At 68.1% G+C, this 20,204-nt stretch carries 18 protein-coding genes; 7 read left to right on the top strand and 11 right to left on the bottom strand.

Features of this window, described 5'->3' with window-relative positions:
- Window positions 1–181 precede the first annotated feature (181 nt).
- On the bottom strand, window positions 182–979 hold the full coding sequence (locus tag IWC96_RS12815) for a WecB/TagA/CpsF family glycosyltransferase (protein ID WP_231379065.1): 798 nt from the start codon (window positions 977–979) through the stop codon (window positions 182–184).
- A 148-nt stretch (window positions 980–1,127) separates the two neighbouring features.
- Here IWC96_RS12815 and IWC96_RS12810 point away from each other — a divergent pair, with 148 nt between their 5' ends.
- On the top strand, window positions 1,128–2,429 hold the full coding sequence (locus tag IWC96_RS12810; protein ID WP_196839052.1) for a UDP-glucose/GDP-mannose dehydrogenase family protein: 1,302 nt from the start codon (window positions 1,128–1,130) through the stop codon (window positions 2,427–2,429).
- Here IWC96_RS12810 and IWC96_RS12805 read toward each other — a convergent pair.
- Entirely contained in the window at window positions 2,426–3,718 is a 1,293-nt protein-coding gene (locus IWC96_RS12805; protein WP_370541142.1) for an MFS transporter, read from the bottom strand. The two genes, IWC96_RS12810 and IWC96_RS12805, sit on opposite strands and share 4 nt — an antisense overlap.
- Window positions 3,715–4,191 (bottom strand): cupin domain-containing protein, encoded by a 477-nt coding sequence (locus IWC96_RS12800; protein ID WP_196839051.1) that lies wholly within the window; start codon window positions 4,189–4,191, stop codon window positions 3,715–3,717. Before IWC96_RS12800 ends, IWC96_RS12805 begins: the two co-directional genes overlap by 4 nt.
- Before the next feature lie 42 nt (window positions 4,192–4,233).
- On the opposite strand from IWC96_RS12800, the gene dapE reads away from it, so the two are divergent.
- The gene (dapE, locus tag IWC96_RS12795) at window positions 4,234–5,385 is read left to right on the top strand and encodes a succinyl-diaminopimelate desuccinylase (RefSeq protein ID WP_196839050.1); all 1,152 of its coding nucleotides are present in this window, start codon (window positions 4,234–4,236) and stop codon (window positions 5,383–5,385) included.
- Between the two features lie 21 nt (window positions 5,386–5,406).
- Here dapE and hemW read toward each other — a convergent pair whose 3' ends face one another.
- Window positions 5,407–6,546 (bottom strand): radical SAM family heme chaperone HemW, encoded by a 1,140-nt coding sequence (hemW, locus tag IWC96_RS12790; protein ID WP_196839049.1) that lies wholly within the window; start codon window positions 6,544–6,546, stop codon window positions 5,407–5,409.
- A complete protein-coding gene (rdgB, locus tag IWC96_RS12785; RefSeq protein ID WP_196839048.1) occupies window positions 6,539–7,141 on the bottom strand; it encodes an RdgB/HAM1 family non-canonical purine NTP pyrophosphatase in 603 nt (200 codons plus the stop codon). Before rdgB ends, hemW begins: the two co-directional genes overlap by 8 nt.
- Window positions 7,142–7,607: 466 nt before the next feature.
- Between rdgB and IWC96_RS12780 the strand changes: the two genes are divergently transcribed.
- From IWC96_RS12780 to IWC96_RS12770, 3 genes are read left to right on the top strand one after another with little or no spacing between them, the layout of a single operon-like run.
- Entirely contained in the window at window positions 7,608–8,186 is a 579-nt protein-coding gene (locus tag IWC96_RS12780; RefSeq protein ID WP_196839047.1) for a DUF2975 domain-containing protein, read from the top strand.
- Between the two features lie 25 nt (window positions 8,187–8,211).
- On the top strand, window positions 8,212–8,460 hold the full coding sequence (locus tag IWC96_RS12775; protein WP_196839046.1) for a helix-turn-helix transcriptional regulator: 249 nt from the start codon (window positions 8,212–8,214) through the stop codon (window positions 8,458–8,460).
- 4 nt (window positions 8,461–8,464) lie between these two features.
- Window positions 8,465–9,010 carry a Smr/MutS family protein gene (locus IWC96_RS12770; protein ID WP_196839045.1) on the top strand — a complete coding sequence of 182 codons (546 nt, stop codon included), beginning with the start codon at window positions 8,465–8,467 and terminating at the stop codon, window positions 9,008–9,010.
- Here IWC96_RS12770 and IWC96_RS12765 read toward each other — a convergent pair.
- The 3 genes from IWC96_RS12765 to IWC96_RS12755 all read right to left on the bottom strand — a co-directional run bounded on the left by IWC96_RS12765 (window position 8,994) and on the right by IWC96_RS12755 (window position 12,750).
- On the bottom strand, window positions 8,994–9,569 hold the full coding sequence (locus tag IWC96_RS12765; protein WP_196839044.1) for a DUF2939 domain-containing protein: 576 nt from the start codon (window positions 9,567–9,569) through the stop codon (window positions 8,994–8,996). The genes IWC96_RS12770 and IWC96_RS12765 overlap by 17 nt on opposite strands.
- Before the next feature lie 46 nt (window positions 9,570–9,615).
- Window positions 9,616–10,071: a YaiI/YqxD family protein gene (locus tag IWC96_RS12760; protein ID WP_196839043.1), complete on the bottom strand. Its 456-nt coding sequence runs from the start codon at window positions 10,069–10,071 to the stop codon at window positions 9,616–9,618.
- A gap of 420 nt (window positions 10,072–10,491) precedes the next feature.
- Window positions 10,492–12,750 (bottom strand): TonB-dependent receptor domain-containing protein, encoded by a 2,259-nt coding sequence (locus IWC96_RS12755; RefSeq protein ID WP_196839042.1) that lies wholly within the window; start codon window positions 12,748–12,750, stop codon window positions 10,492–10,494.
- Between the two features lie 238 nt (window positions 12,751–12,988).
- Between IWC96_RS12755 and IWC96_RS12750 the strand changes: the two genes are divergently transcribed.
- Window positions 12,989–14,128 (top strand): hypothetical protein, encoded by a 1,140-nt coding sequence (locus IWC96_RS12750; RefSeq protein WP_148291567.1) that lies wholly within the window; start codon window positions 12,989–12,991, stop codon window positions 14,126–14,128.
- Between the two features lie 12 nt (window positions 14,129–14,140).
- On the opposite strand, the gene IWC96_RS12745 is transcribed toward IWC96_RS12750, so the two are convergent.
- The 3 genes from IWC96_RS12745 to clpB form a co-directional block, all read right to left on the bottom strand.
- Window positions 14,141–14,869 (bottom strand): TIR domain-containing protein, encoded by a 729-nt coding sequence (locus IWC96_RS12745; protein ID WP_081703546.1) that lies wholly within the window; start codon window positions 14,867–14,869, stop codon window positions 14,141–14,143.
- On the bottom strand, window positions 14,862–15,344 hold the full coding sequence (locus IWC96_RS12740; protein WP_148291568.1) for a hypothetical protein: 483 nt from the start codon (window positions 15,342–15,344) through the stop codon (window positions 14,862–14,864). The genes IWC96_RS12745 and IWC96_RS12740 overlap by 8 nt, the downstream gene beginning before the upstream one ends.
- Before the next feature lie 217 nt (window positions 15,345–15,561).
- On the bottom strand, window positions 15,562–18,150 hold the full coding sequence (gene clpB / locus IWC96_RS12735) for an ATP-dependent chaperone ClpB (RefSeq protein ID WP_021698594.1): 2,589 nt from the start codon (window positions 18,148–18,150) through the stop codon (window positions 15,562–15,564).
- Between the two features lie 148 nt (window positions 18,151–18,298).
- Here clpB and IWC96_RS12730 point away from each other — a divergent pair, with 148 nt between their 5' ends.
- Window positions 18,299–20,203 carry a BCCT family transporter gene (locus tag IWC96_RS12730; protein ID WP_045319406.1) on the top strand — a complete coding sequence of 635 codons (1,905 nt, stop codon included), beginning with the start codon at window positions 18,299–18,301 and terminating at the stop codon, window positions 20,201–20,203.
- Window position 20,204 lies beyond the last annotated feature (1 nt).

Raw genomic sequence — 20,204 nt, 5'->3', positions numbered from 1 at the left:
CGGCGTGCGTGAGCCGCTCAACCGGCGCGCCACCATCGACATCAACTTCTAAGGGCCAAACCCTCCCGGCTTCGGCCGGGAGGGACGCTCCTGAAGATGTCGACGGCCATCGGCCAAGACTTCAAAACGCCCGCCCGGCTCACGCCAGGCGGGCGTTTTTCATGGGCGATGAGGAAAAAGCTCAGGCTGCCGGGAACAGGCGTCGCCGAATGTCGCCCGCCGCCTGGGGGGCGAGGGCCCAGGGCTCGACGAAATAGCGGTGGAACAGGCGCTTCGGTTCGGTGGCGAAACGCCAGAGCCATTCCACGCCCAGCCGGCCTGTCCAGCGGGGCGGCGTGGCCACCACACCCGCCTCATAGGCCAGGGCGCCGCCGATGGGCATGATCACGCACGGCGGGAGACGGTCGCGGTTGGTCTCGATCCAGGTCTCCTGACGCGGCATGCCCATGCCGACGAGCAGAATGTCGGGCTGATGGTTGCGGATGGCCGCCAGGACGGCGTCGTTCTCCGGCCCCGTCACGTCGAAGAAGCCGTTGCGGGTGGACAGCGTCAGGCCGGGATGGCGTTCCGTGATCGCGGCGACCGCCTTCTCCCCCACCCCCGGCGCGCAGCCCAGGTGGAACACACGCCAGCCGTCGGCTGCGGCGCGGCGCCAGAACGCCTCGCGCCAGTCCAGATAGGTCAGGCGGTGCGCCCGCCCCACGTCCTGCCCCATCAGCCGGCCCCAGGCGATCAGCGGCGTGGAATCGATCTCCACCCGGTCGGCGCGGGCGTACAGGGCCGCCATGGCGGGGGTGCGCCGCCACAGATGCAGGCTGTGAAGATTGTGATTGACGATCAGGGCGGGGCCACGGGCGGCGACGCGGGCGCCGATGAAATCCAGCAGCTGGTCCGTCGTCATGACGTCCACTTCGCCGCCCAGGAGGCGGATGCGGCGCGGCGGCGTGGCCGGATCGGTCATGTCAGCGACGTCCCTCATGGGACCAATGTCCCATATCGGGGTTTCCCGCCCCTCAGCGAGGACGGTTAACGGCGTGTGACCAATGGGTGAAGCGTCGCCGCCGGGGTGGCGCGGACCCGTTCGTCCCGCTATGCCGCCATGAAGATTTCCCAGAGAGGACCAGCCCATGCGCGTGGCGATGATCGGAACCGGCTATGTGGGCCTCGTCTCGGGCGCCTGTTTCGCTGACTTCGGCCACCGCGTGGTGTGCATCGACACGGACGAGGCCAAGATCGCCCGTCTGAAGGGCGGCGGCATTCCCATCTACGAGCCGGGTCTGGACGCCCTGGTGGCCAACAATGTGCGCGACGGCCGGCTGAGCTTCGCCACCGATCCGGCCGAGGCGATCGCGGAGGCCGACGCCGTGTTCATCGCCGTGGGCACGCCGTCGCGTCGCGGCGACGGCCATGCGGACCTGTCCTACGTCCACGCCGCCGCTGCCGAAATCGCGGACCTGATGCAGGGCTTCACCGTGGTCGTGACCAAGTCGACAGTGCCGGTGGGCGCCGGCGACGAGATCGAGCGCATCATCCGCGAGCGCCGTCCGGACGCCGAGTTCGCTGTCGTCTCCAACCCTGAGTTCCTGCGCGAGGGCGCGGCCATCGAGGACTTCAAGCGCCCCGACCGGGTGGTTGTCGGGACCGACGACGAGCGCGCGCGCGAGGTGATGCGCGAGTTGTACCGGCCGCTGAAGCTGAACGAGACGCCGATCCTGTTCACCGGACGCCGCACATCCGAACTGATCAAATATGCGGCCAACGCCTTCCTGGCCATGAAGATCACCTTCATCAACGAGATGGCGGACCTGTGCGAGGCCGTGGGCGCTGACGTGCAGCAACTGGCCCGCGGGATCGGCCTGGACAACCGCATCGGGTCCAAATTCCTCAACGCCGGGCCGGGCTACGGCGGCAGCTGCTTTCCCAAGGACACCCTGGCCCTGGTGCGCACCGCCGACGACGCGGGCTCGCCCGTGCGGCTGGTGAAGACCACGGTGGAGGTCAACGACGCGCGCAAGAAGGCCATGGCCGGACGGGTGACCGAGGCGGCGGGCGAGCTGAAGGGCAAGACCGTCGCCATCCTGGGCCTGACGTTCAAGCCCAACACCGACGACATGCGTGACGCGCCGTCGCTGGACGTGGTTCCGGCCCTGCTGGCCATGGGGGCGGCCGTCCGGGCCTTCGATCCCGAAGGCATGGAGGAGGCGGCCAAGGTTCTCGACGGCCTGACCTTCGTGGACGGTCCGTACTCGGCGGTCGAGGGCGCGGACGTGGCGGTGATCCTGACCGAATGGGACCAGTTCCGGGCGCTGGACCTGGACCGGCTCAAGGGGCTGATGAAGGCTCCCGTGGTGGTGGATCTGCGCAACGTCTACCGGCCCGAGGACATGCGGGCGCACGGGTTCAAATACAGCTCCATCGGGCGGGCCTAGGTCAGCTTGTCGGCCTTTCGCAGGTCGGGGAACAGCCTGGCCCAGATGCCGGTGGAGGCCAGGGCGCCGAAGCCGCCGAACACAGCCGCGCCCACGGGCCCCAGGAAACGCACCGCCACGCCGGAATAGGCCTCGCCCAGTTCGTTGGAGGCGCCGATGAACAGCATGGACACCGAACTGACCCGGCCGCGCATGTGATCCGGCGTGGCCAGCTGGATCAGGGTCTGGCGGATGTTGACGCTGATCATGTCCGCCGCCCCGCCCAGGAACAGCACCATCACCGACAGCCAGAACCACTGGGACAGGCCGAAGGTCAGGGTGCACAGGCCGAACACGGCCACAGCGCCGAACATCCACCACCCCCCGCGCCGCCGGATCGGAAAGCGCGACAGCCACACCGCCACCGTCAGGGCGCCCACGCCGAACGAGGCGCGCAGCAGGCCGAAGCCCTCGGGCCCCACATGCAGGATGTCGCGGGCGAAGATGGGGGTCAGCAAGGCTACGCCCGCCAGCAGCACCACGATCAGGTCCAGCGAGATGGCCCCCAGCACCATCTTGGTCTTCCAGACATAGGCCAGCCCCTCCTGCACCGCGGCGAAGCGGGACGGGCCGCCCGGGATGACCTCGGGCTTGCCGCTGGTGCGGATCAGGGCGATGGCCGCAGCGGCGGCGATGAACATGGACAGGGCGACCGCATAGGCCAGCGGCACGGAGATGCCGACGATCACCCCGCCCAGCGCCGGGCCGGCGATGGCCCCGGTCTGGAAGGCGATGGACTGGGCCGCGATGGCGGGCGGCAGGGCCCGGCGGCCCACGACCATGGGCAGGAAGGCCTGGGACGCGGGGGCCAGGAAGGCCCGGCAGGCCCCGAACAGGGCCGCAACCGCCAGCAGACCCCAAAGGGGCGGCGAGCCGTGGATGGCCATGGCCAGAAAGCCCACGGCGCACAGCCCCTCCACGATCACCGAGATGATGACCGTCAGCTTGCGGTCGCGGCGGTCGGCCATCTCGCCGGCGGGCAGGGTGAAGGCCAGCAGCGGCAGGAACTGCACCAGGCCGACAAGGCCCAGATACAGGCTGGCCTGTTCGATGGGGTGGTCGCGCCGGGCGATCTCATAGACCTGCCATAACAGGGCCGAGGACTGGGTCTGGATGGCCAGCACCGCCAGCACCCTCCCGATCCACAGATAGCGGAAGTCGCGGATGCCCCATGGGCTGTCGTGGCCGCCACCGGGAATGTCCGGCTCGCGGGCGGACGGATTCGGGTTTTCGGGGGTCTCTACGCTCACGACCGCCGGGAATACTTCGGATAGGGCGTCCCGTCGCGGTGGAAATAGCGGTCCGCGCCTTTCGGCAGGACCATGTCGATGTCGGGATAGTCGCAGGCGTCGCCGCCGGGGGTGCGGGTTCCCACCTCCAGCAGCACGGCCAGGACGCCCGAGCGGTTCTCGATCTTGTGGCCGTTGGCCACGCCGGCCTTGAACCCCGCGCAGTCGCCCGCGTTGAGGATCGTTTCGCCGTCCTCCTCGACCAGCACCACCTGGCCCTGCATCACCCAGACGAACTCGTCCTCGCCTTCGTGCCAGTGGCGCTGGCTGGACCAGTCGCCGGGCGACAGGTGCAGCAGGTTGACCCCGAACTGGCTGAGGCCCGCCGCGTCACCCAGACGCCAGCGCCGACGGCCCAGGCACGGCCCGGCGTGCTTGTCGGGATAGGTGGTTCCGTGTCCGGCGGGCGCGGTTTCGAGATCAATCCTGGGCATGACGGTCTTCTCCCGGGCGCTGGCCCGTCCTAAAGCTGGGCCATGACCGCATCTGTCGATCCCGTGCGCCTGACGCAAGACCTGATCCGCATTCCGTCCATCACCCCCGCCGACGAGGGGGCCATGGATCTGGTGCAGGCCCAGCTGGCGCGGCTGGGCTTCGCCTGCCGCCGCATGCCGTTCGAGGGCATCGAGAACCTGTATGCCAGGCGCGGGACCGAGGGGCCGAACCTGTGCTTCGCCGGCCATACGGACGTGGTGTCCACCGGGCCGCTGGAGGCCTGGCGGCATCCGCCGTTCGAGGCGGCCATCGAGGACGGGGTGCTGTACGGGCGCGGCGCCGCCGACATGAAGGGCTGTATCGCCGCCTGGATCGCGGCAGTGGACGGCGTGTTGGCGAAAGGTGACCCCGGAGGCTCCCTGTCGCTGCTGATCACCGGCGACGAGGAAGGCCGCGCCATTCACGGGACCAAGGCTGTGGTGCAGGCCCTGATGGACGAGGGCGAGGTCATCGACGCCTGCGTGGTGGGCGAGCCTTCTTCGGCGCGGGAGCTGGGCGACACCATCAAGATCGGGCGGCGCGGCTCGCTTAACGCCTGGATCACGGTGAAGGGGCGTCAGGGCCACGTGGCCTATCCGGAGCGGGCGGCCAATCCGGCCCCGGTGCTGGCGCGGCTGCTGGCCGAGCTGGACGCCCATGTGCTGGACGAAGGCTATCCGGAATTCCCGCCCTCGAACCTCGAGATCACCACCATCGACATCGCCAATCCGGCCATGAACGTGATTCCGGACACGGCGACCGGGCGGCTGAACATCCGCTTCAACCCGGCCCACACGGGCGAAAGCCTGATGGCCTGGATCCGCGAGCGGGTCGAGGCGGCGCAAGGCGACAGCGGTTGCGGCGTGGGGGTGGAGTTCCTGCACTCGGGCGACGCCTTCCTGACCGAAGAGGGGCCGTTCGTTCTGGCGGTTCAGGACGCGGTGGAGGCGGTGACGGGCCGCCGTCCCGAGCCGTCCACCAGCGGCGGCACCTCGGACGCCCGCTTCATCACCCGCATGGCGCCGGTGCTGGAGCTGGGTCTGGTGGGCCAGACCATCCACCAGATCGACGAGCGCGTTCCGGTACAGGAGATCATCGACCTGACGCGGGTCTATGAGCGGGTGATCGAGGGCTATTTCGCGCGGGCGGGGTGAGCACGTCAGATCGGAGACGTCTCAGGTCAGCAGGACCCGCAGCAGGGCGTCGAGGACCGGACGGCCCTCGGGCGACGCGGCGACGCGGCCGTCGGAAAGGGTGAGCCGGCCCGCCTGTTCCAGGTCCTGGACCCGGTCGCCAAGGCCCATGCGGTTGATCAGGTCGACGGAGACGCCCTCGGTGGTGCGCAGACCCAGCAGCAGGCGCTCCTCGTCGGCCTCGAGCGGCGACAGGCGCTGGTCCTCGCTCCAGGGCCGGCCGGCGGCGACGCCCGCCAGATAGTCCGCGATGCTGCGGTGGGCGACGGTGGCGGTGCGCGCGCCGTCCAGCATCAGCCGGCCGTGGGCGCCGGGACCCACGCCCACATAATCCCCACCCCGCCACACATGCAGATTGTGCGCCGAGCGCGCCGCCTCGCCCCGGGCGTGGTTGGAGACCTCGTAGGCGTCGAAGCCGCGCGCCTCCAGCACCGCCTGGGTGGTCTCATAGAGGTCGGCGGCGAGATCCTCGTCCGGCGGGACCAGAGTCCCGCGCGCGAAGGCCCGCCCGAAGGCGGTCGTGGGCTCTATGGTCAGCTGATAGGGCGAGACGTGTTCGAACCCCAGATCGACGGCCCGGTTCAGCTCCTCGGTCCAGTGGGCGACCGTCTGGCCGGGGCGGGCGTAGATCAGGTCGATGGACAGGCGCGCGAAGGCGGCCCGCGCCAGCTCCAGCGCCCGCATGGCCTCGGCCGCCGAATGGTTGCGGCCCAGGAACCGCAGGGCCTCGTCGTCCAACGACTGCACCCCCAGCGAGAGACGGTTCACGCCCGCCCGGGCCAGGGCGGCGAAGCGCGCCGCCTCCGCGTCGGTGGGATTGGCCTCCAGGGTGATCTCGATCTCCCCGCCGCCCGGAAACAGGGCGCGGGCGCGCTGGATGATGCGGGCGACCTGGTCCGGCGGCATCAGAGAGGGCGTGCCCCCGCCGAAGAAGATGGAGGCCAGCCGACGCTCACCCAGCAGGGCGGCCTGGGCCTCCATGTCCGTGACGATGGCGTCGGCAAGCGCCGCCTGCTCCCCGGTTCGCCCCCGGTCACGCACCACGTTGAAGTCGCAATAGGGGCAGATGCGGGCGCAGTACGGCCAGTGGACGTAGAGCGCGACCGTGTCCGGCTCAGTCAAACAGGGCGGCCTTCAGTTTCGCGAAGGCGCGGGCGCGGTGGCTGATGGCGTCCTTGTCGGCGGGATCCATCTCGCCGAAGGTCAGGTCGCCGCCTTCGGGGACGAAGATGGGGTCATAGCCGAAGCCCCTGTCGCCCCTCGGCGGGAAGGTCAGGCGGCCCTCCACCCGCCCCTCGACCACAAGGCACGGGCCGTGCGGCCAGGCCACGGCCAGGGCCGAGGTGAACCATGCACTGCGGTCGTCCGAACCGATTTCCTCCAGCCGCTCCTCCACCTTCTTCATGGCATGGGCGAAGTCCTTGTCCGGGCCGGCCCATCGGGCCGAGAAAATGCCGGGCGCGCCGTCCAGGGCGGCCACCGACAGACCGGAGTCATCGGCGATGGAGACCAGGCCCGAAGCGTCCGCCGCCGCCCGCGCCTTGAGCACCGCATTGCCCACGAAGGTGGATTCCGTCTCGTCGGGCTCCGGCAAATTCAGTGACTTGGCCGTAATAATCTCGAAACGGCCCTCCAGAAGGGCGGCGATCTCGACGGCCTTGCCCGGGTTGTGGGTCGCCGCGACGATCTTCTGTCCCTTATCCAGCTTGGCTTTCATGTTTGACCTTACCTGCGTTTAATGCATTGCAAAAGTTTAATATCGAAAAACGATAAATCTGCTTGCCCGTTTATCGGCTAATCCGTATTGATAATCACCAAGAACGGGCCGCAACGTTCTTGCAGGTGCGAAAGATTAAGCCCCTGTAATGATGCGGCGCAACATAGCCGATCCTCACTGGAACACCGAGGACGGCGCCTCAGGAAAGACGGAGACAGACGATGCATACGATGAACGTTTCGATGTGGATGGAAAAGGTCGGCGTGACCCTGGTCAGCGGCCTGATGATGGCGGGCCTGCCTCTGGCCGTTGTGGCCATCGTCGTCCAGTCCCTGTGATCGTGGTCACGCTGAAAGAGCTTTGACGACGATCATGAAGGACGCGAAAAGCAAGACCGCGTGCGGGCTCGCCGGGCCCCGCGCGGCGCCTTCGCCCCTTCGCCCGGCCTGACAGGAACGGATCCCTCATGCCGATCCAGATTCGCCCACCGGCCTTGAGAGCCTCCGGCCTCAAGGCCCCGAGCCTCAAGGCATTGGGTCCGGGCTCCGTGTCCAGCCTGCTGAAGACCGCGCTGGACGTCGCCTATATCCTTCTCTGGCTGGTCACCGGCGTGCTGCTGCTGGTTCTGATCGCCTCCCTGTTCATTCCCCTCGACAACCTGACGATCACCGTGCGTGACGAGCGCCAGCTGCCCCTGACCCGATCGCTGGTGGTGTTCGGCGTCGGCTGCGTGGCGGCCTATTTCGGCGGCTTCGTCCTGATCCTGCGCAATCTGCGGATGATCTTCCGCACCCTGACCGTGGGCGACCCCTTCCATCCGGAGAACGTGCGCCGGCTCCGCCAGGTGGGCGTGATCCTGGCCGTGGTGACCGGCGGCGTGTTCGTGGCCCAGATGGCCATGGCGCGCGTGGCGCCGGGCGTCCTGTCGCCGCAGGGCATCGGCGAACTGCTGACGCCCGTGTTTTCCGTGCTAGTCGTGTTCGTGCTGGCCGAGGTGTTCCGCGAGGGCGCCCGTCTGCGCCGCGAATCCGAACTGACAATCTGAGTTTCCCCGAAAGCGTATCTGTTTCATGGCCATCCGCGTCCAGCTTGACCGCATCCTGCTCGATCGGCGCATGTCGCTGACGGAGCTGGCCGATCGCGTGGGCGTGACCCTGGCCAATCTCTCGATCCTCAAGACCGGCAAGGCGCGGGCCATCCGCTTCTCGACCCTGGACGCCCTGTGCCGCGAGCTGGACTGCCAGCCGGGCGACCTGCTGGCGTGGGAGCCGGGTCCGGCCGAGACGCCCGACGAGGCCGACACCGACGACGGCGCATAGGGTCATGGGGCGCAAGCTCACGCCCGAGGATCGCGACATCTGGGACAAGGTGGCGCGCACCGTGTCCCCCGCCAAACCCCGCAAGGCCGAGCGCATCGCCGTGACGGCCGCCTCGACCCAGTCGGCGCTGAAGGCCCCGCCCCGCTTCGTCAAGCCGCCGAAGCCCGCCCCGTCGGCGCCCCTGCCCCCCGCCAGCCAGGGCCCCGGCCGCACCGCCCACGGCGCGCCGGATCCGCTGGAGCCGCGCCGGCACCGTCGCATCGCCCGCGAGCGCGACCCCATCGAGGCGACCCTGGACCTGCACGGCTTCGGCCGGTTCGAGGCCCAGGACCAGGTCACGGCGTTCCTGACCGCCAGCCAGGCCCGGGGGCTGCGGGCGGTGCTGCTGATCACGGGCCAGGGCCGGCGTGGCGGCGGGGTCATCCGCGCCTCGATCCACGAATGGCTGCAGGGCCCCGGCCTGCGCGGGGTGGTGTCGGGCTTCGCCGCCGCCCACCGCCGCCACGGGGGCGACGGGGCGATCTATGTGACCCTCAAGCGGCGGGGCTAGCCTCGGGCGCGACGACCGGCGTGGCCCCTTCGGGCAGGCCGATGTGGACCAGAACCCAGCGATAGGCGCCCCGGCGCTCGAAGGTGAACACGGTCTCGGAGCCGCCCTCGTCGGTCACGGCCATGCGCACCCGGTTGACCCCCCAGTAGCGCGGACCGGGCCAGGGCGCGGCCTCGGTCTCGGGCGGCGCGGCGTCGGGGCGCGAGCGCTGGGCGGCGTAGCGGCCCTCGCCCGCGGTCAGGCCCGACAGGGCGGCGGGGGTCAGGTAGGCGTCCACGTCCACGGTCGGGCGGGCGGCGTCCTCCAGCTGGCGGCGCACCGCCCCGATGGGATCCTCGAGGAAGGCGGGCGGCGGGGCCTGGGCCTCGGGCCGGTCGTCCAGCTGGGGCCGCAGGGACTGGCGCACCGCCCCGAAGTCCACCAGCTCGCTGAGGCTGCCCGTGTCCGCCGACTGGGCGGCCGAGCGCAGGGCGAAGAAGGCCACGCCGGGGGCGGCGAAGAAGCCGATGACGGCCACGGCGATGGCCAGCAGGAACAGGTTGAACAGGGCGCGTTTCATGGGCGCACCATGCCCCAGCGGGGGGCCGGGGCAAAGGCCGGGCCCGTCAGGGGCGAATCCGCTTCGCCACGACCACGGCCCGGTCCAGGGCCTGGAGGAAGGCGGAGCGGTCGCGCGGGCCGAAGGGCGGCGGGCCCGTGGTGGCCACGCCCATGCCGCGCAGGTGCTCGCCCACCATGCGTCCGGCCAGGGCCGAGCCGATGGAGTCGGGGGTGAACACCGAGCCGTTGGGCCGCAGGGCCTGGGCCCCGGCCTTCAGGCAGCGGTCGGCCAGGGGGATGTCGGAGGTCACCACGATGTCGCCCGGCCCCGCCCGCTCGGCGATCCAGTCGTCGGCGATGTCCGGCCCCGCCTCCACCACCACCTGCTCGATGAAGGGGGCGCGGGGCAGGTTGATCCAGCCGTTGGAGACCACCACGGCCCGGAAGCCCACCCGCTCGGCCACGCGGAAGCACTCGTCCTTCACGGGGCAGGCGTCGGCGTCGATGTAGAGCACGTGCATGGGCGGGCCTTCGGATTTCAGATTCGGACTCAAAAAAACAGGGTCTGAATAGTCCGAATAGTCCGAAATCGGCGCCGGATTTCAGACTCCGGGGGCGGAAAAAACAGGGTCTGAATCGTATCAATGGTAAGAAATCGCCTCCGGGGATCAGGGTCGAGGCGGGCATTATAGAGCGCCTGTAGACAGCGGGATTAAAAAGGCGGGACGCGGCCGTCCTGGGCCCAGCCCACCCTTCCGCTCATCCCCGCGAAAGCGGGGACCCAGCGCTTTGGGTGACGGCGGGTGGGCGCGGCCGTGGCTTGAAAGTCCTGAAGCGCCGGCGTCAAGCTGGACAGAACCGGGTCCCCGCTTTCGCGGGGATGAGCGGAACAGAAGAATGGACAGGGAGGAAGCGGGGGGACGACTAGCCCCCCGCCCCGCTCAGCCCCCCGTGGGGGACGTCGAGAAGTCGAACTGTTCGGGCTGGCGGCGGGGGCCGGAGCCGAAGCTGTAGCTGAGGCCGATGTAGAAGGCGCGCAGGCGGATGTCCTGCTCGAACCGCTCGCGGAACTGCGGGGTCTCGTACACCGTGTCGTTGCTGAAGCTGTTCAGCACGTCGCGGCCGGTGATGTTCAGCGACAGCTTGTCGGTCAGCTTGCGGCGGTAGCCGATGTTGAGCATGCCGCCGGCCTCGCGCGTGCCCTGGGCCAGCAGGGTCTCGCCCTGCCAGAAGCCGGACACCTGCAGGAAATCCTTCTCGGTCGGCTGCCAGTTCAGGCTGACGCGGCCGCTGGCCAGGGTCGCCTCGCGGTCGCCGCCGCCCGGAATGCCGGCGGAGTCGATCTGCTGGCGGAAGACGTTGAGGCTGCCGTTGTAGCGCAGGGTGGGGTGCAGGCGTCCGCTGGCGGTCAGCTCCAGCCCCATGTCCAGGCGCGAGCCCAGGTTCTCGGGCCGGGTCAGCAGGACGCCGCCGCCGATATCGGTGACCGCCTCGGTGAAGGCGCCGTCGGTGTCACGCACATAGACCGTGGCCTGATAGAAGGTCTGGTTCTTGCGCATCTGCCACATGACCTCGAAGGCGTCGGTCTCCTGGGGCTCCAGATCGGGATTGCCCGAGCGCAGGTTCTGGGGGTCCTGATAGGACACGAAGGGGTTCAGCTGGGCCAGTTGCGGCCGCTGGATGCGGCGCGAATAGCTGGCGCGCAGGGTCTGGTCGTCGGTGAGCTGGTACTGGACGTGCGCCGAGGGATAGGCGCGGAAATAGTCCTGGGACGCCGAGACGCCGCCGGTCAGGTCGTCGATGCGGATGTCCGCCTGCTCCAGACGCAGGCCCCACTGGGCCGACAGCTTCTCGCTGAGGGGGCGCTCGTAGGTTCCGTACACGGCGTGGACCGTCTGGCGGCCCTCGAAGCGGTTGCTGAGACCGGGGATCACGGCCAGGCCGGCCTCGGACGGGCCGCGGGCGAAGACCACGTCCTGCTCCGGGCGCTGCTGGTTCAGCTCGTAGCCGAGGCGCATCTGGCCGGCTTCGGTGAAGGGCCGCACATAGGCGCTGGTGAAGCCCAGGGTGGTCTGGTCGTTGTCCTGGAGGGTCCGCTCGTACACGTCCGGGGCGGCGGGGGTGGCGAACCGGCTGACGGCCAGGCCGCTGTTCTCGTTGCCGTTGGCGTCGTAGCGCAGCTCGTTGGACCATTCATGGCCCGCATCGTCGAAGCGGTGCACCACGCGGGCCGTGCCGCCGAAATTGGTGAAGTCGAAGTCCACGTCGGCGTCGCGACTGTAGGCGCCGGTCAGGGCGCCGCCGGCGTCGCGGGTCTGGTACAGGGCGCTGTTCAGGCCCTCGCCGCTGAAGGCCACACCGCGCAGTTCGCCGGTCACGCTGGTGCGGTCGGTCAGGCGGTATTCGGCGGTGAAGCGGCCGAAGGCGCCGCTCTGGTCCATGTCCATGGTCTGGTCGGTGGTGGTGGTCGAGACCACCGCGCCGGTGACGGGATCCAGCTGTTCGCGCGTGCGCAGGAACGAGAAGGTGTTGGGGTCGGTGCGGTAGCTGAGATCGCCCGACAGGGTCAGGTCGTCCTTCTGGCGCGAGCCGCTGAGCCCCGCGTTCCAGCGGCCGTCGTCGCCCACATTGAGGCGCACAGAGCCGGTGCTCTGGACCCCGGCGCGCGGGGCGGTGGGCCGGGTGATCAGGTTGATGACCCCGCCGGAGCCTTCCGGGCTGTAGGCGGCGGACGGGTTGGTCATGACCTCGATGCGGGCGTACTGGTCCGCCGGCAGCTGGAGCAGGGCCTGGGCCCGGCCCGGGCCGGACAGGATGCCGGAGGGACGCCCGTCCACCAAGATGGTGACGTTGGAGTCGCCGCGCAGCGACACGCCGCCCTGGGGGTCCACGTCCACCGACGGGATGTTGCGCAGGGCGTCCGCCAGGCTGCCGGTGGTGGCCTGCAGGTCGTTGGCCAGGCTGTAGCTGGTGGAGTCGATGGAGGTGCGGATGGCGGTGGGGTCGGTGGTGACCACGATCGCCTCGACCGTGGTGGGGTCTTCGTCCTCGGGCGCCTGATCGTCGGCGGGCGCGTCGGCGGGGGCCGGTTGCGGGGCCGGTTCGGCCGGGGCGGTCTGGGCATGGGCCGGGGCGTAGGCGGGGGCGCCGATGAGGGCCACGGCCGCGCCGGTGAGCAGGAGGGTTTTCAGTCGGATCATGGTGTCGGGCCCCTTCGGACTCACAGGGTCCGATCATCCTCGCCGATAGCAGCAGAACGGCGACCTCCTCAGTTAAATCGCCGTCATGAAACGGCGTGATTTCAGAAGGTTGCGGGGGTGTCACGCTTGGGGCGGAAGTGGGGCGGTGGTCGGGCGTGAAGTCCATTATCGCGCCGAGCGTACGTCCGCCGTTGACGCAATGCGCGTCTAGAGTGGAAGTGTAGGCAGGAGGCGGTCAATGGAAATCAGTCGTGAGCAACGGGCGCACTGGACAGAACGCACCGCCCAGAGTCCCTTCAATCTTTGGCTTGCTGATCGAACGAGGGGCGCGGACGGTCGACTTGATCTTGATCGTCTCTACACGCTGGCAGCCGAGTACGGCGTAGACGCGCGCGGCGACTACCCAGATCTGAACCCAGGTCAGCAACGGATGAATGTCGGCAACCGTCTCCGTGCACGCGTCCCTGCGGAAGCCTATGCGGCATACTCGGCGGACCGAGGGGAGCCACAAGTGTTCGGCACTTGGTTCTGGGGCTTCGATCCAACCGGGCACCCCTTTGCGGGCTTCACACACGCGGGAAGCCGCGATGCATTGATCGCCCGCAGCCGGCCCGGTGACCTCATTCTGGCTGTTGGCACGCAGGGGGAGCCGACAGTTGAGGAAAGCCGTGGACGGGCCCTCGGCCTGATAGAGTTTGTTCGTTCGCCAATGAACGCTGAAGACCTCATACCGCCAGGCACCGAACTGCCGGACCGCCTGTTTGAGAATGGCGTCTTCAAATGGCCGCACGCGGTGCCCGCAGCGCGCGCGTGGCTCTTTCCCGACAAGCCACGCATTCGCGATGTGATCGGCCGCCAATTGACGAGCGCGGCCATTACCGGAACCGACAAGCTTTCGAGCGACGAAGTGGCTCGAATCCTTGAGTTGGAGATTGAGGAAGTCGACCTTCCCCCCTCGGCGGCGGCGCTTAAACAGCAGAGGCTTCACTCCGCGAAACCGAAACTGGACGCCACTAGCCCCGGACAGCCGGGGCCACCGCCATCCGAGTGGTCCGCACTGGTGGCCAGAGAAGACGGGCCGACCGCGACCTACCTGATGCGCTTCGGAAAATCGACCTGCTGGAAGATCGGTATAAGTCAGAACGTCTTGCTGCGTCGGCAGGCACTCAACTTTTCAGTCCCGAGCGAGGTGTTGGATGGTGAGTGCTGGGAGGTCGTACTCACTCATACTTGGCCGAACGGCGCACCGGCCTATCAGATGGAGCAGATTTTGCTCAGGCATCTATCCGCTTATGGTACGTCAAATGAGCGCGTTAGAGCACCGGAGGGCGTAGTTTATGCAGCGTGGCAGGACTTTCTTCTGGGGCGGTTGGCCTAGCTCTATCCTACTTCAAGCACGCAAGCGCGGCTGCTGATTCTTGAGATATTTGGCGAGTTCCCGGAAGGCCGGGTTGAGATCGTTCGTCGGAAACCTGATCTGCCCAATCCCAGCGATGTTGCTAAACTCCTCGCAACCGTCCTCGAGGAGGATGGGCGCATTCTTAAAGCCTAAGCGTCCCTGAAACAGGCCAGCCTCGTGCACGACATTCATACGCGCACGCACCGTGCCGTCTGCTTGCTCATCTTCGGCCGTCATCACAAGAAACGCCACATCAGCCAAGTCAAGGAGCGCCTCCAAGCGCTCCTTGGTCGAGACGCCGGCTATCGACTGACTATTGAACTCATGCACCGTGCAGTCATACCCATCCTGGAGCCACTCCTTCAGATCCTTCCAAAGCGGAGATCGGCCATGCCCAATGACAATATGGAGCGATTTATCCTCATTGTGTGCCGCAGAGGAGCCTTGCGCTAGAGACGTTGGTTCGTAACCTTGGGTTTGCAGATAGGCATATCCATCGGCAAGTAGTCTCCAACCTTCTTGCATTCTGGCGACACGTTCTGGGTTTCTCGAAAATATTGAAGCAAGATTCCATCTCGCTGCACTCCGACACCCATTAGCCTTTGCGAGCGCGATCAAGTCACCTGTCGTGGAAGTGCCACCTGCTGCATCCAAAAGGATGTATGCTTTGGCGGTGTTGGTTCGTCGACGCGACGCAAGATCGGAGGCAAGTTTAGTCATTCAGCAGCACTGATTTGGCTTCTTCCAATTTCTTAGACGGAACACAGTACTTACCCCCTACGCGCTCTGTAAGTTCTCCGGACTTAACCATTCTGTGGAGATTTATTGCTTGCTGATTTGAATGGTCGGCCTTCCAATCACGGGCTTGCTTGCATCGAGCGTACAGTTCTTCTTTTGTAAACTCATCAAGACCGTCATTAAACGTGAGATGATAGGAGGCGGCACGCATCATTTCGCGAGCGCTGCCCGCTCTGAGTTTTGCGACGTAGGAGTTGATGCCCTGTGAGAGGGCTGGATCCTGCTCAGCCTCGGCGGGCGCAAATCCTGCTGTCTGCGGCGGCCGAGATTCTGCCTTTCCGCTCGGATTATCTGATAGAAATGGGACGGCTTGAAAAATGATCTCAAGATCACCCTTGAGGTCGTCGCTCTCGAGCTCGATTTCGAACTGGCCGGATTTAAGGCGAAGCTTTTTCATGGCAACCCCTTTGCTCCACGAATCAAGCGGTGTCAAGCGTGTTTGTTTGAATGATTGTGTGGGCGGACGCAGCTGGCCTGCGAACAAATTTTCCGGCGACGGCTTATCCAACCACCGGGTCAGGATCAGCCCCGCGTCCCCTAATCCCCCACCGCCTTCCCGTCCCGGCGCTCCGTTGCGCTTCGGCCGGGATGACGATTCCTGGGTGGCCCAGGTCCTAGTGGACCTGGGCTTTTCCTATGGTCAGACCGTCGCTGCCCGCTGACACCGCGATGACTCCGCCGTCCTCGATCTCGCCGGCGAGCAGCTTTCTCGCGATGGGGTCGACCAGGTCCTTCTGGATGACGCGCTTCAGGGGGCGGGCCCCATACGTCGGGTCGTAGCCGCGGTCGGCGAGCCAGGCCAACGCCGCGTCGTCGATGGACAGGGTCAGGCGGCGGTCGGCCAGCAGTTTCTCGAAGCGGCCCAGCTGGATGCGGACGATGCCGGCCATCTGGTCGCGGCCGAGGCGCTGGAACAGCACGATCTCGTCGATGCGGTTGAGGAACTCGGGCCGGAAATGGCCGCGCACGGCCTCCATGACCAGCGGGCGCACGGCCTCCACGTCGTCGCCCTCGCCCTGTTGCGACAGATACTCGGACCCCAGGTTGGAGGTCATGATGATCAGGGTGTTGCGGAAGTCGATGGTGCGGCCCTGACCGTCGGTCAGGCGGCCGTCGTCCAGCACCTGCAGCAGCACGTTGAACACGTCGGGGTGGGCCTTCTCCACCTCGTCGAACAGGACCACCTGATAGGGGCGCCGACGCACCGCCTCGGTCAGGGCGCCGCCCTCGTCATAGCCCACATAGCCCGGAGGGGCGCCGATCAGGCGGGAGACGCTGTGCTTCTCCATGTATTCGGACATGTCCAGCCGGGTGATGGCGGCGTCGTCGTCGAACAGGAACTCCGCGAGTGCTTTCGTCAGCTCGGTCTTGCCCACGCCCGTGGGGCCCAGGAACAGGAAGCTGCCCAGCGGGCGGTTGGGGTCGTTGAGGCCGGCGCGGGCGCGGCGTACGGCGTCGGAGACGGCGGCCAGGGCCTCGTCCTGACCCACCACGCGGTTGCGCAGGGCGTCCTCCATGGACAGCAGCTTTTCGCGCTCGCCCTCCAGCATCTTGTCCACCGGCACCCCGGTCCAGCGGGAGACCACGGCGGCGATCTGGGCGGCGTCGACCACTTCCGGCGTGAGGGGGCCGGAGGCGTCGGCCTCGTTGGCCTCGGCCTCGGCCAGTTGCTTCTCGATGCCGGGGATCTGGCCGTAGGCGATCTCCGAGGCGCGGGCCAGGTCGCCGGCGCGCTGGGCGGCGGCCAGCTCATTGCGCAGGCGGTCGAGGGTCTCGCGCAGCTGGGCGGACTGGCCGACCTTGTCCTTCTCCGCCTTCCAGCGGGCGGTGAGGTCGTCGGACTCGGCCTGCAGGCCGTCGATCTCCTCGTCCAGCTTTTCGAGGCGGGCCTTGGAGGCCTGATCGGTCTCCTTCTTGAGGGCCTCGCGCTCGATCTTGAGCTGGACCAGACGGCGGTCGATCTCGTCCAGGGCCTCGGGCTTGGAGTCCACGGCCATGCGCACGCGCGACGCGGCCTCGTCGATCAGGTCGATGGCCTTGTCGGGCAGGAAGCGGTCGGTGATGTAGCGGTTGGACAGGGTGGCGGCGGCGACGATGGCGCCGTCGGCGATGCGCACCCCGTGGTGGACCTCGTACTTCTCCTTGAGGCCGCGCAGGATCGAGACGGTGTCCTCGACGCTGGGCTCGTCCACGAACACCGGCTGGAAGCGGCGGGCCAGGGCGGCGTCCTTCTCCACGTGCTTGCGGTATTCGTCCAGGGTGGTGGCGCCGACGCAGTGCAGCTCGCCGCGCGCCAGGGCGGGTTTGAGCAGGTTGGAGGCGTCCATGGCCCCGTCGGTCTTTCCGGCGCCGACCAGCGTATGCATCTCGTCGATGAACAGGACGATCTGGCCCTCGGCGGCGGTGACCTCGTTCAGCACGGCCTTGAGCCGCTCCTCGAACTCGCCCCGGTATTTCGCCCCGGCGATGAGGGCGCCCATGTCCAGGGCCAGCACCTTCTTGTCCTTGAGGGATTCCGGCACGTCGCCGTTGACGATGCGCAGGGCGAGGCCCTCGATGATGGCGGTCTTGCCGACGCCGGGCTCGCCGATCAGGACGGGGTTGTTCTTGGTGCGGCGGGCGAGGACCTGGATGGTGCGGCGGATCTCCTCGTCGCGGCCGATGACCGGATCCACCTTGCCGTCGCGGGCGGCCTGGGTCAGGTCGCGGGCGTAGCGCTTGAGGGCGTCATAGGCGTCCTCGGCGGCGGCGGAGTCGGCGGTCTTGCCCTTGCGCAGCTCGTTGATGGCGTCGTTCAGGGCGTCCGGCGTGGCGCCCACCGAGGCCAGCACGGTGGCGGCGACCCCGCCCTCCTTGGCGATGGCGTGCAGGACGCGTTCCGTGGTGACGAACTGGTCACCGGCCTTTTTCGCCGCGTTCTCGGCGGCGGCGAAGACCCGGGCGGTGTCGCCGTCCAGATACAGCTGGCCCGAGCCGCCGGAGACTTGGGCCCGCTTGCTGAGGGCGGTCTCGACGGCTTGCTCGGCCTTGGCCGCGTCGCCGCCGGCGGCGGTGATCAGATTGCGGGCCAGGCCGTCGCGCTCCTCCAGCAGCACCTTGAGCAGATGCTCGGGCGCGAACTGCTGGTGGCGGCGGGCCAGGGCGAGGCTCTGGGCGGACTGGATCGCGGTCTTGGCGCGGTCGGAATAGAGGTCGAGGTTCACGGCGGTTGTCCCCTGCTACAGGCGGATAGTGAGCCCTTCGGCGCCCTTCGGAAAGCGACGCCATGAGCGGTCACGCTGGAAGTGGGTGTGGCGATTTCGCAACGCAAGGGGTCGCGGAACCGCCACGACGCCGCTACGCTTCGCTTCCATGCTGAAGTCAAAGATGAATCCGCGCGTGTTCTGGGGGGCCAGCCTGATCATCGGCGCCCTGCTCGCCGCCGCCCTGATCGCGCCGGGCGCCTCGGACTACGCCTTCGGCCACGCCCAGGACTGGGTGATCGCCACCTTCGGCTGGTTCTATGTGGCCTCGGTGGCGGGGTTCCTGCTGATGGTGCTGTGGCTGGCCATCGGCCCCACCGGCAAGCTGAAGCTGGGGCCGGACGACTGCGAGCCGGATTTCCCCTATCTGTCGTGGCTGGCCATGCTGTTCGCCGCGGGCATGGGCATCGGCCTGATGTATTTCGCCGTGGCCGAGCCGGTGCAGCACTACGCCGCCCCGCCCGAGGCCGAGCCCGGCACCTTCGCCGCCGCCCGCGAGGGCATGGTCATCACCTTCATCCACTGGGGCGTGCACGCCTGGGCCGTCTATGCGGTGGTGGGGCTGAGCCTGGCCTATTTCGCGCACCGCAAGGGCCTGCCCCTGACCCTGCGCTCGGGGCTGCACCCGCTGCTGGGCCGGCGCATCAACGGGCCCATCGGGGACGCGGTGGACATCTTCGCCATCTGCGGCACCCTGTTCGGCATCGCCACCTCGCTGGGGCTGGGCGTGGCCCAGATCAACAGCGGGCTGACCTATCTGACCGGCCTGCCGTCCAACGCCTGGGTGCAGGTGGGGCTGATCGCCGTGGTCATGGGGGCGGCCATGGTCTCGGTGCTGACCGGGCTGGACCGGGGCGTGCGACGGCTGTCGGAGCTGAACCTGACCATCGCCGTGGGGCTGATGCTGTTCGTGCTGATCGCAGGGCCGACCGGGTTCCTGCTGAAGGCCTTCGTGCAGAATTTCGGCCTGTATCTGGACCAGTTCTTCCAGCGGACCTTCAACCTCTACGCCTATGAGCCGCGCGGCTGGATGGCCGACTGGACCCTGTTCTACTGGGCCTGGTGGATCGCCTGGTCGCCCTTCGTGGGCATGTTCATCGCCCGCATCTCGCGCGGCCGCACGGTGCGCCAGTTCGCCGCCGGGGTGCTGCTGGTGCCCACCGGTTTCACCTTCCTGTGGATGACCGTCTTCGGCAACACGGCCATCGCCCTGGACATGGGCGTGGCGGCCGGAGCCATCACCCAGGCGGTGCAGACGGACCTGTCCACGGCCCTGTTCCAGTTCTTTGAGTATCTGCCGGGCACGGCCATCACCTCGACCCTGGCGGTCATTCTGGTGGCTGTGTTCTTCGTGACCAGCGCGGACTCCGGCTCGCTGGTGATCGACACCATCGCGTCCGGCGGCGCGGACGACACGCCCCGCTGGCAGCGGATCTACTGGTGTTCCATGGAGGGGCTGGCGGCGGCGTTGTTGCTGCTGGCAGGGGGACTGGGGGCGCTGCAGGCCGCGACCCTTGTGGCCGCCCTGCCGTTCGCGGTGATCATGATCCTGCTGACCGCCGGGCTGGTGCGGCAGATGTCCGCCGACGCCGCCGGGCGCGAGATCGACACCGAGCAGCCGCCGCTGGCCGAGCGGGTCAAGCGCATGATGGCCCCCGCCCGTCGCCGGGACATCGACCGCCAGATCGAGCGGCATGGCCTGCCGGCCATGCAGGCGGCCGCCGCCGCCCTGACGGCCGAAGGCATGGAGACCGCCGAGGTGACCACCCTCGAGGACGGGGCGGCGCTGACCGTGCACCATCCCGGCTGGGCCGACTTCACCTGGCGGCTGACCGCCGCGTCCCGGCCCCTGCCCGCCCTGTCGCCGCTGGAGGCGCCCGAGGACCGGCGCAGCGTGGAATGGCGCCTGACGGCTCAGGCCCAGGGGGGGCGCCGTCAGGACGTGACCGGCTTCACCCGCGCCCAGATCGAGGCCGAAATCCTCGACGACCTGGCCAAGTGGCGACGGGGATGAG

Source organism: Brevundimonas sp. BAL450 (genome assembly GCF_015767455.1).
GTDB lineage: Bacteria > Pseudomonadota > Alphaproteobacteria > Caulobacterales > Caulobacteraceae > Brevundimonas > Brevundimonas abyssalis.
The sequence above is the reverse complement of the archived record's forward strand: the minus strand, read 5'-3'. Positions and strand labels throughout refer to the sequence as shown.

Excerpts from the sequence above, each read along its gene's own strand:
- dapE (WP_196839050.1), top strand. The coding sequence starts at position 4,234 with ATGACCGCATCTGTCGATCCCGTGCGCCTGACGCAAGACCTGATCCGC.
- IWC96_RS12750 (WP_148291567.1), top strand. The coding sequence starts at position 12,989 with ATGGAAATCAGTCGTGAGCAACGGGCGCACTGGACAGAACGCACCGCC.
- IWC96_RS12730 (WP_045319406.1), top strand. The coding sequence starts at position 18,299 with ATGCTGAAGTCAAAGATGAATCCGCGCGTGTTCTGGGGGGCCAGCCTG.
- IWC96_RS12765 (WP_196839044.1), bottom strand. The coding sequence starts at position 9,569 with ATGAAACGCGCCCTGTTCAACCTGTTCCTGCTGGCCATCGCCGTGGCC.
- IWC96_RS12815 (WP_231379065.1), bottom strand. The coding sequence starts at position 979 with ATGAGGGACGTCGCTGACATGACCGATCCGGCCACGCCGCCGCGCCGC.
- IWC96_RS12775 (WP_196839046.1), top strand. The coding sequence starts at position 8,212 with ATGGCCATCCGCGTCCAGCTTGACCGCATCCTGCTCGATCGGCGCATG.
- IWC96_RS12740 (WP_148291568.1), bottom strand. The coding sequence starts at position 15,344 with ATGAAAAAGCTTCGCCTTAAATCCGGCCAGTTCGAAATCGAGCTCGAG.
- IWC96_RS12760 (WP_196839043.1), bottom strand. The coding sequence starts at position 10,071 with ATGCACGTGCTCTACATCGACGCCGACGCCTGCCCCGTGAAGGACGAG.
- IWC96_RS12755 (WP_196839042.1), bottom strand. The coding sequence starts at position 12,750 with ATGATCCGACTGAAAACCCTCCTGCTCACCGGCGCGGCCGTGGCCCTC.
- IWC96_RS12800 (WP_196839051.1), bottom strand. The coding sequence starts at position 4,191 with ATGCCCAGGATTGATCTCGAAACCGCGCCCGCCGGACACGGAACCACC.
- rdgB (WP_196839048.1), bottom strand. The coding sequence starts at position 7,141 with ATGAAAGCCAAGCTGGATAAGGGACAGAAGATCGTCGCGGCGACCCAC.
- IWC96_RS12770 (WP_196839045.1), top strand. The coding sequence starts at position 8,465 with ATGGGGCGCAAGCTCACGCCCGAGGATCGCGACATCTGGGACAAGGTG.
- IWC96_RS12745 (WP_081703546.1), bottom strand. The coding sequence starts at position 14,869 with ATGACTAAACTTGCCTCCGATCTTGCGTCGCGTCGACGAACCAACACC.
- IWC96_RS12810 (WP_196839052.1), top strand. The coding sequence starts at position 1,128 with ATGCGCGTGGCGATGATCGGAACCGGCTATGTGGGCCTCGTCTCGGGC.
- IWC96_RS12780 (WP_196839047.1), top strand. The coding sequence starts at position 7,608 with ATGCCGATCCAGATTCGCCCACCGGCCTTGAGAGCCTCCGGCCTCAAG.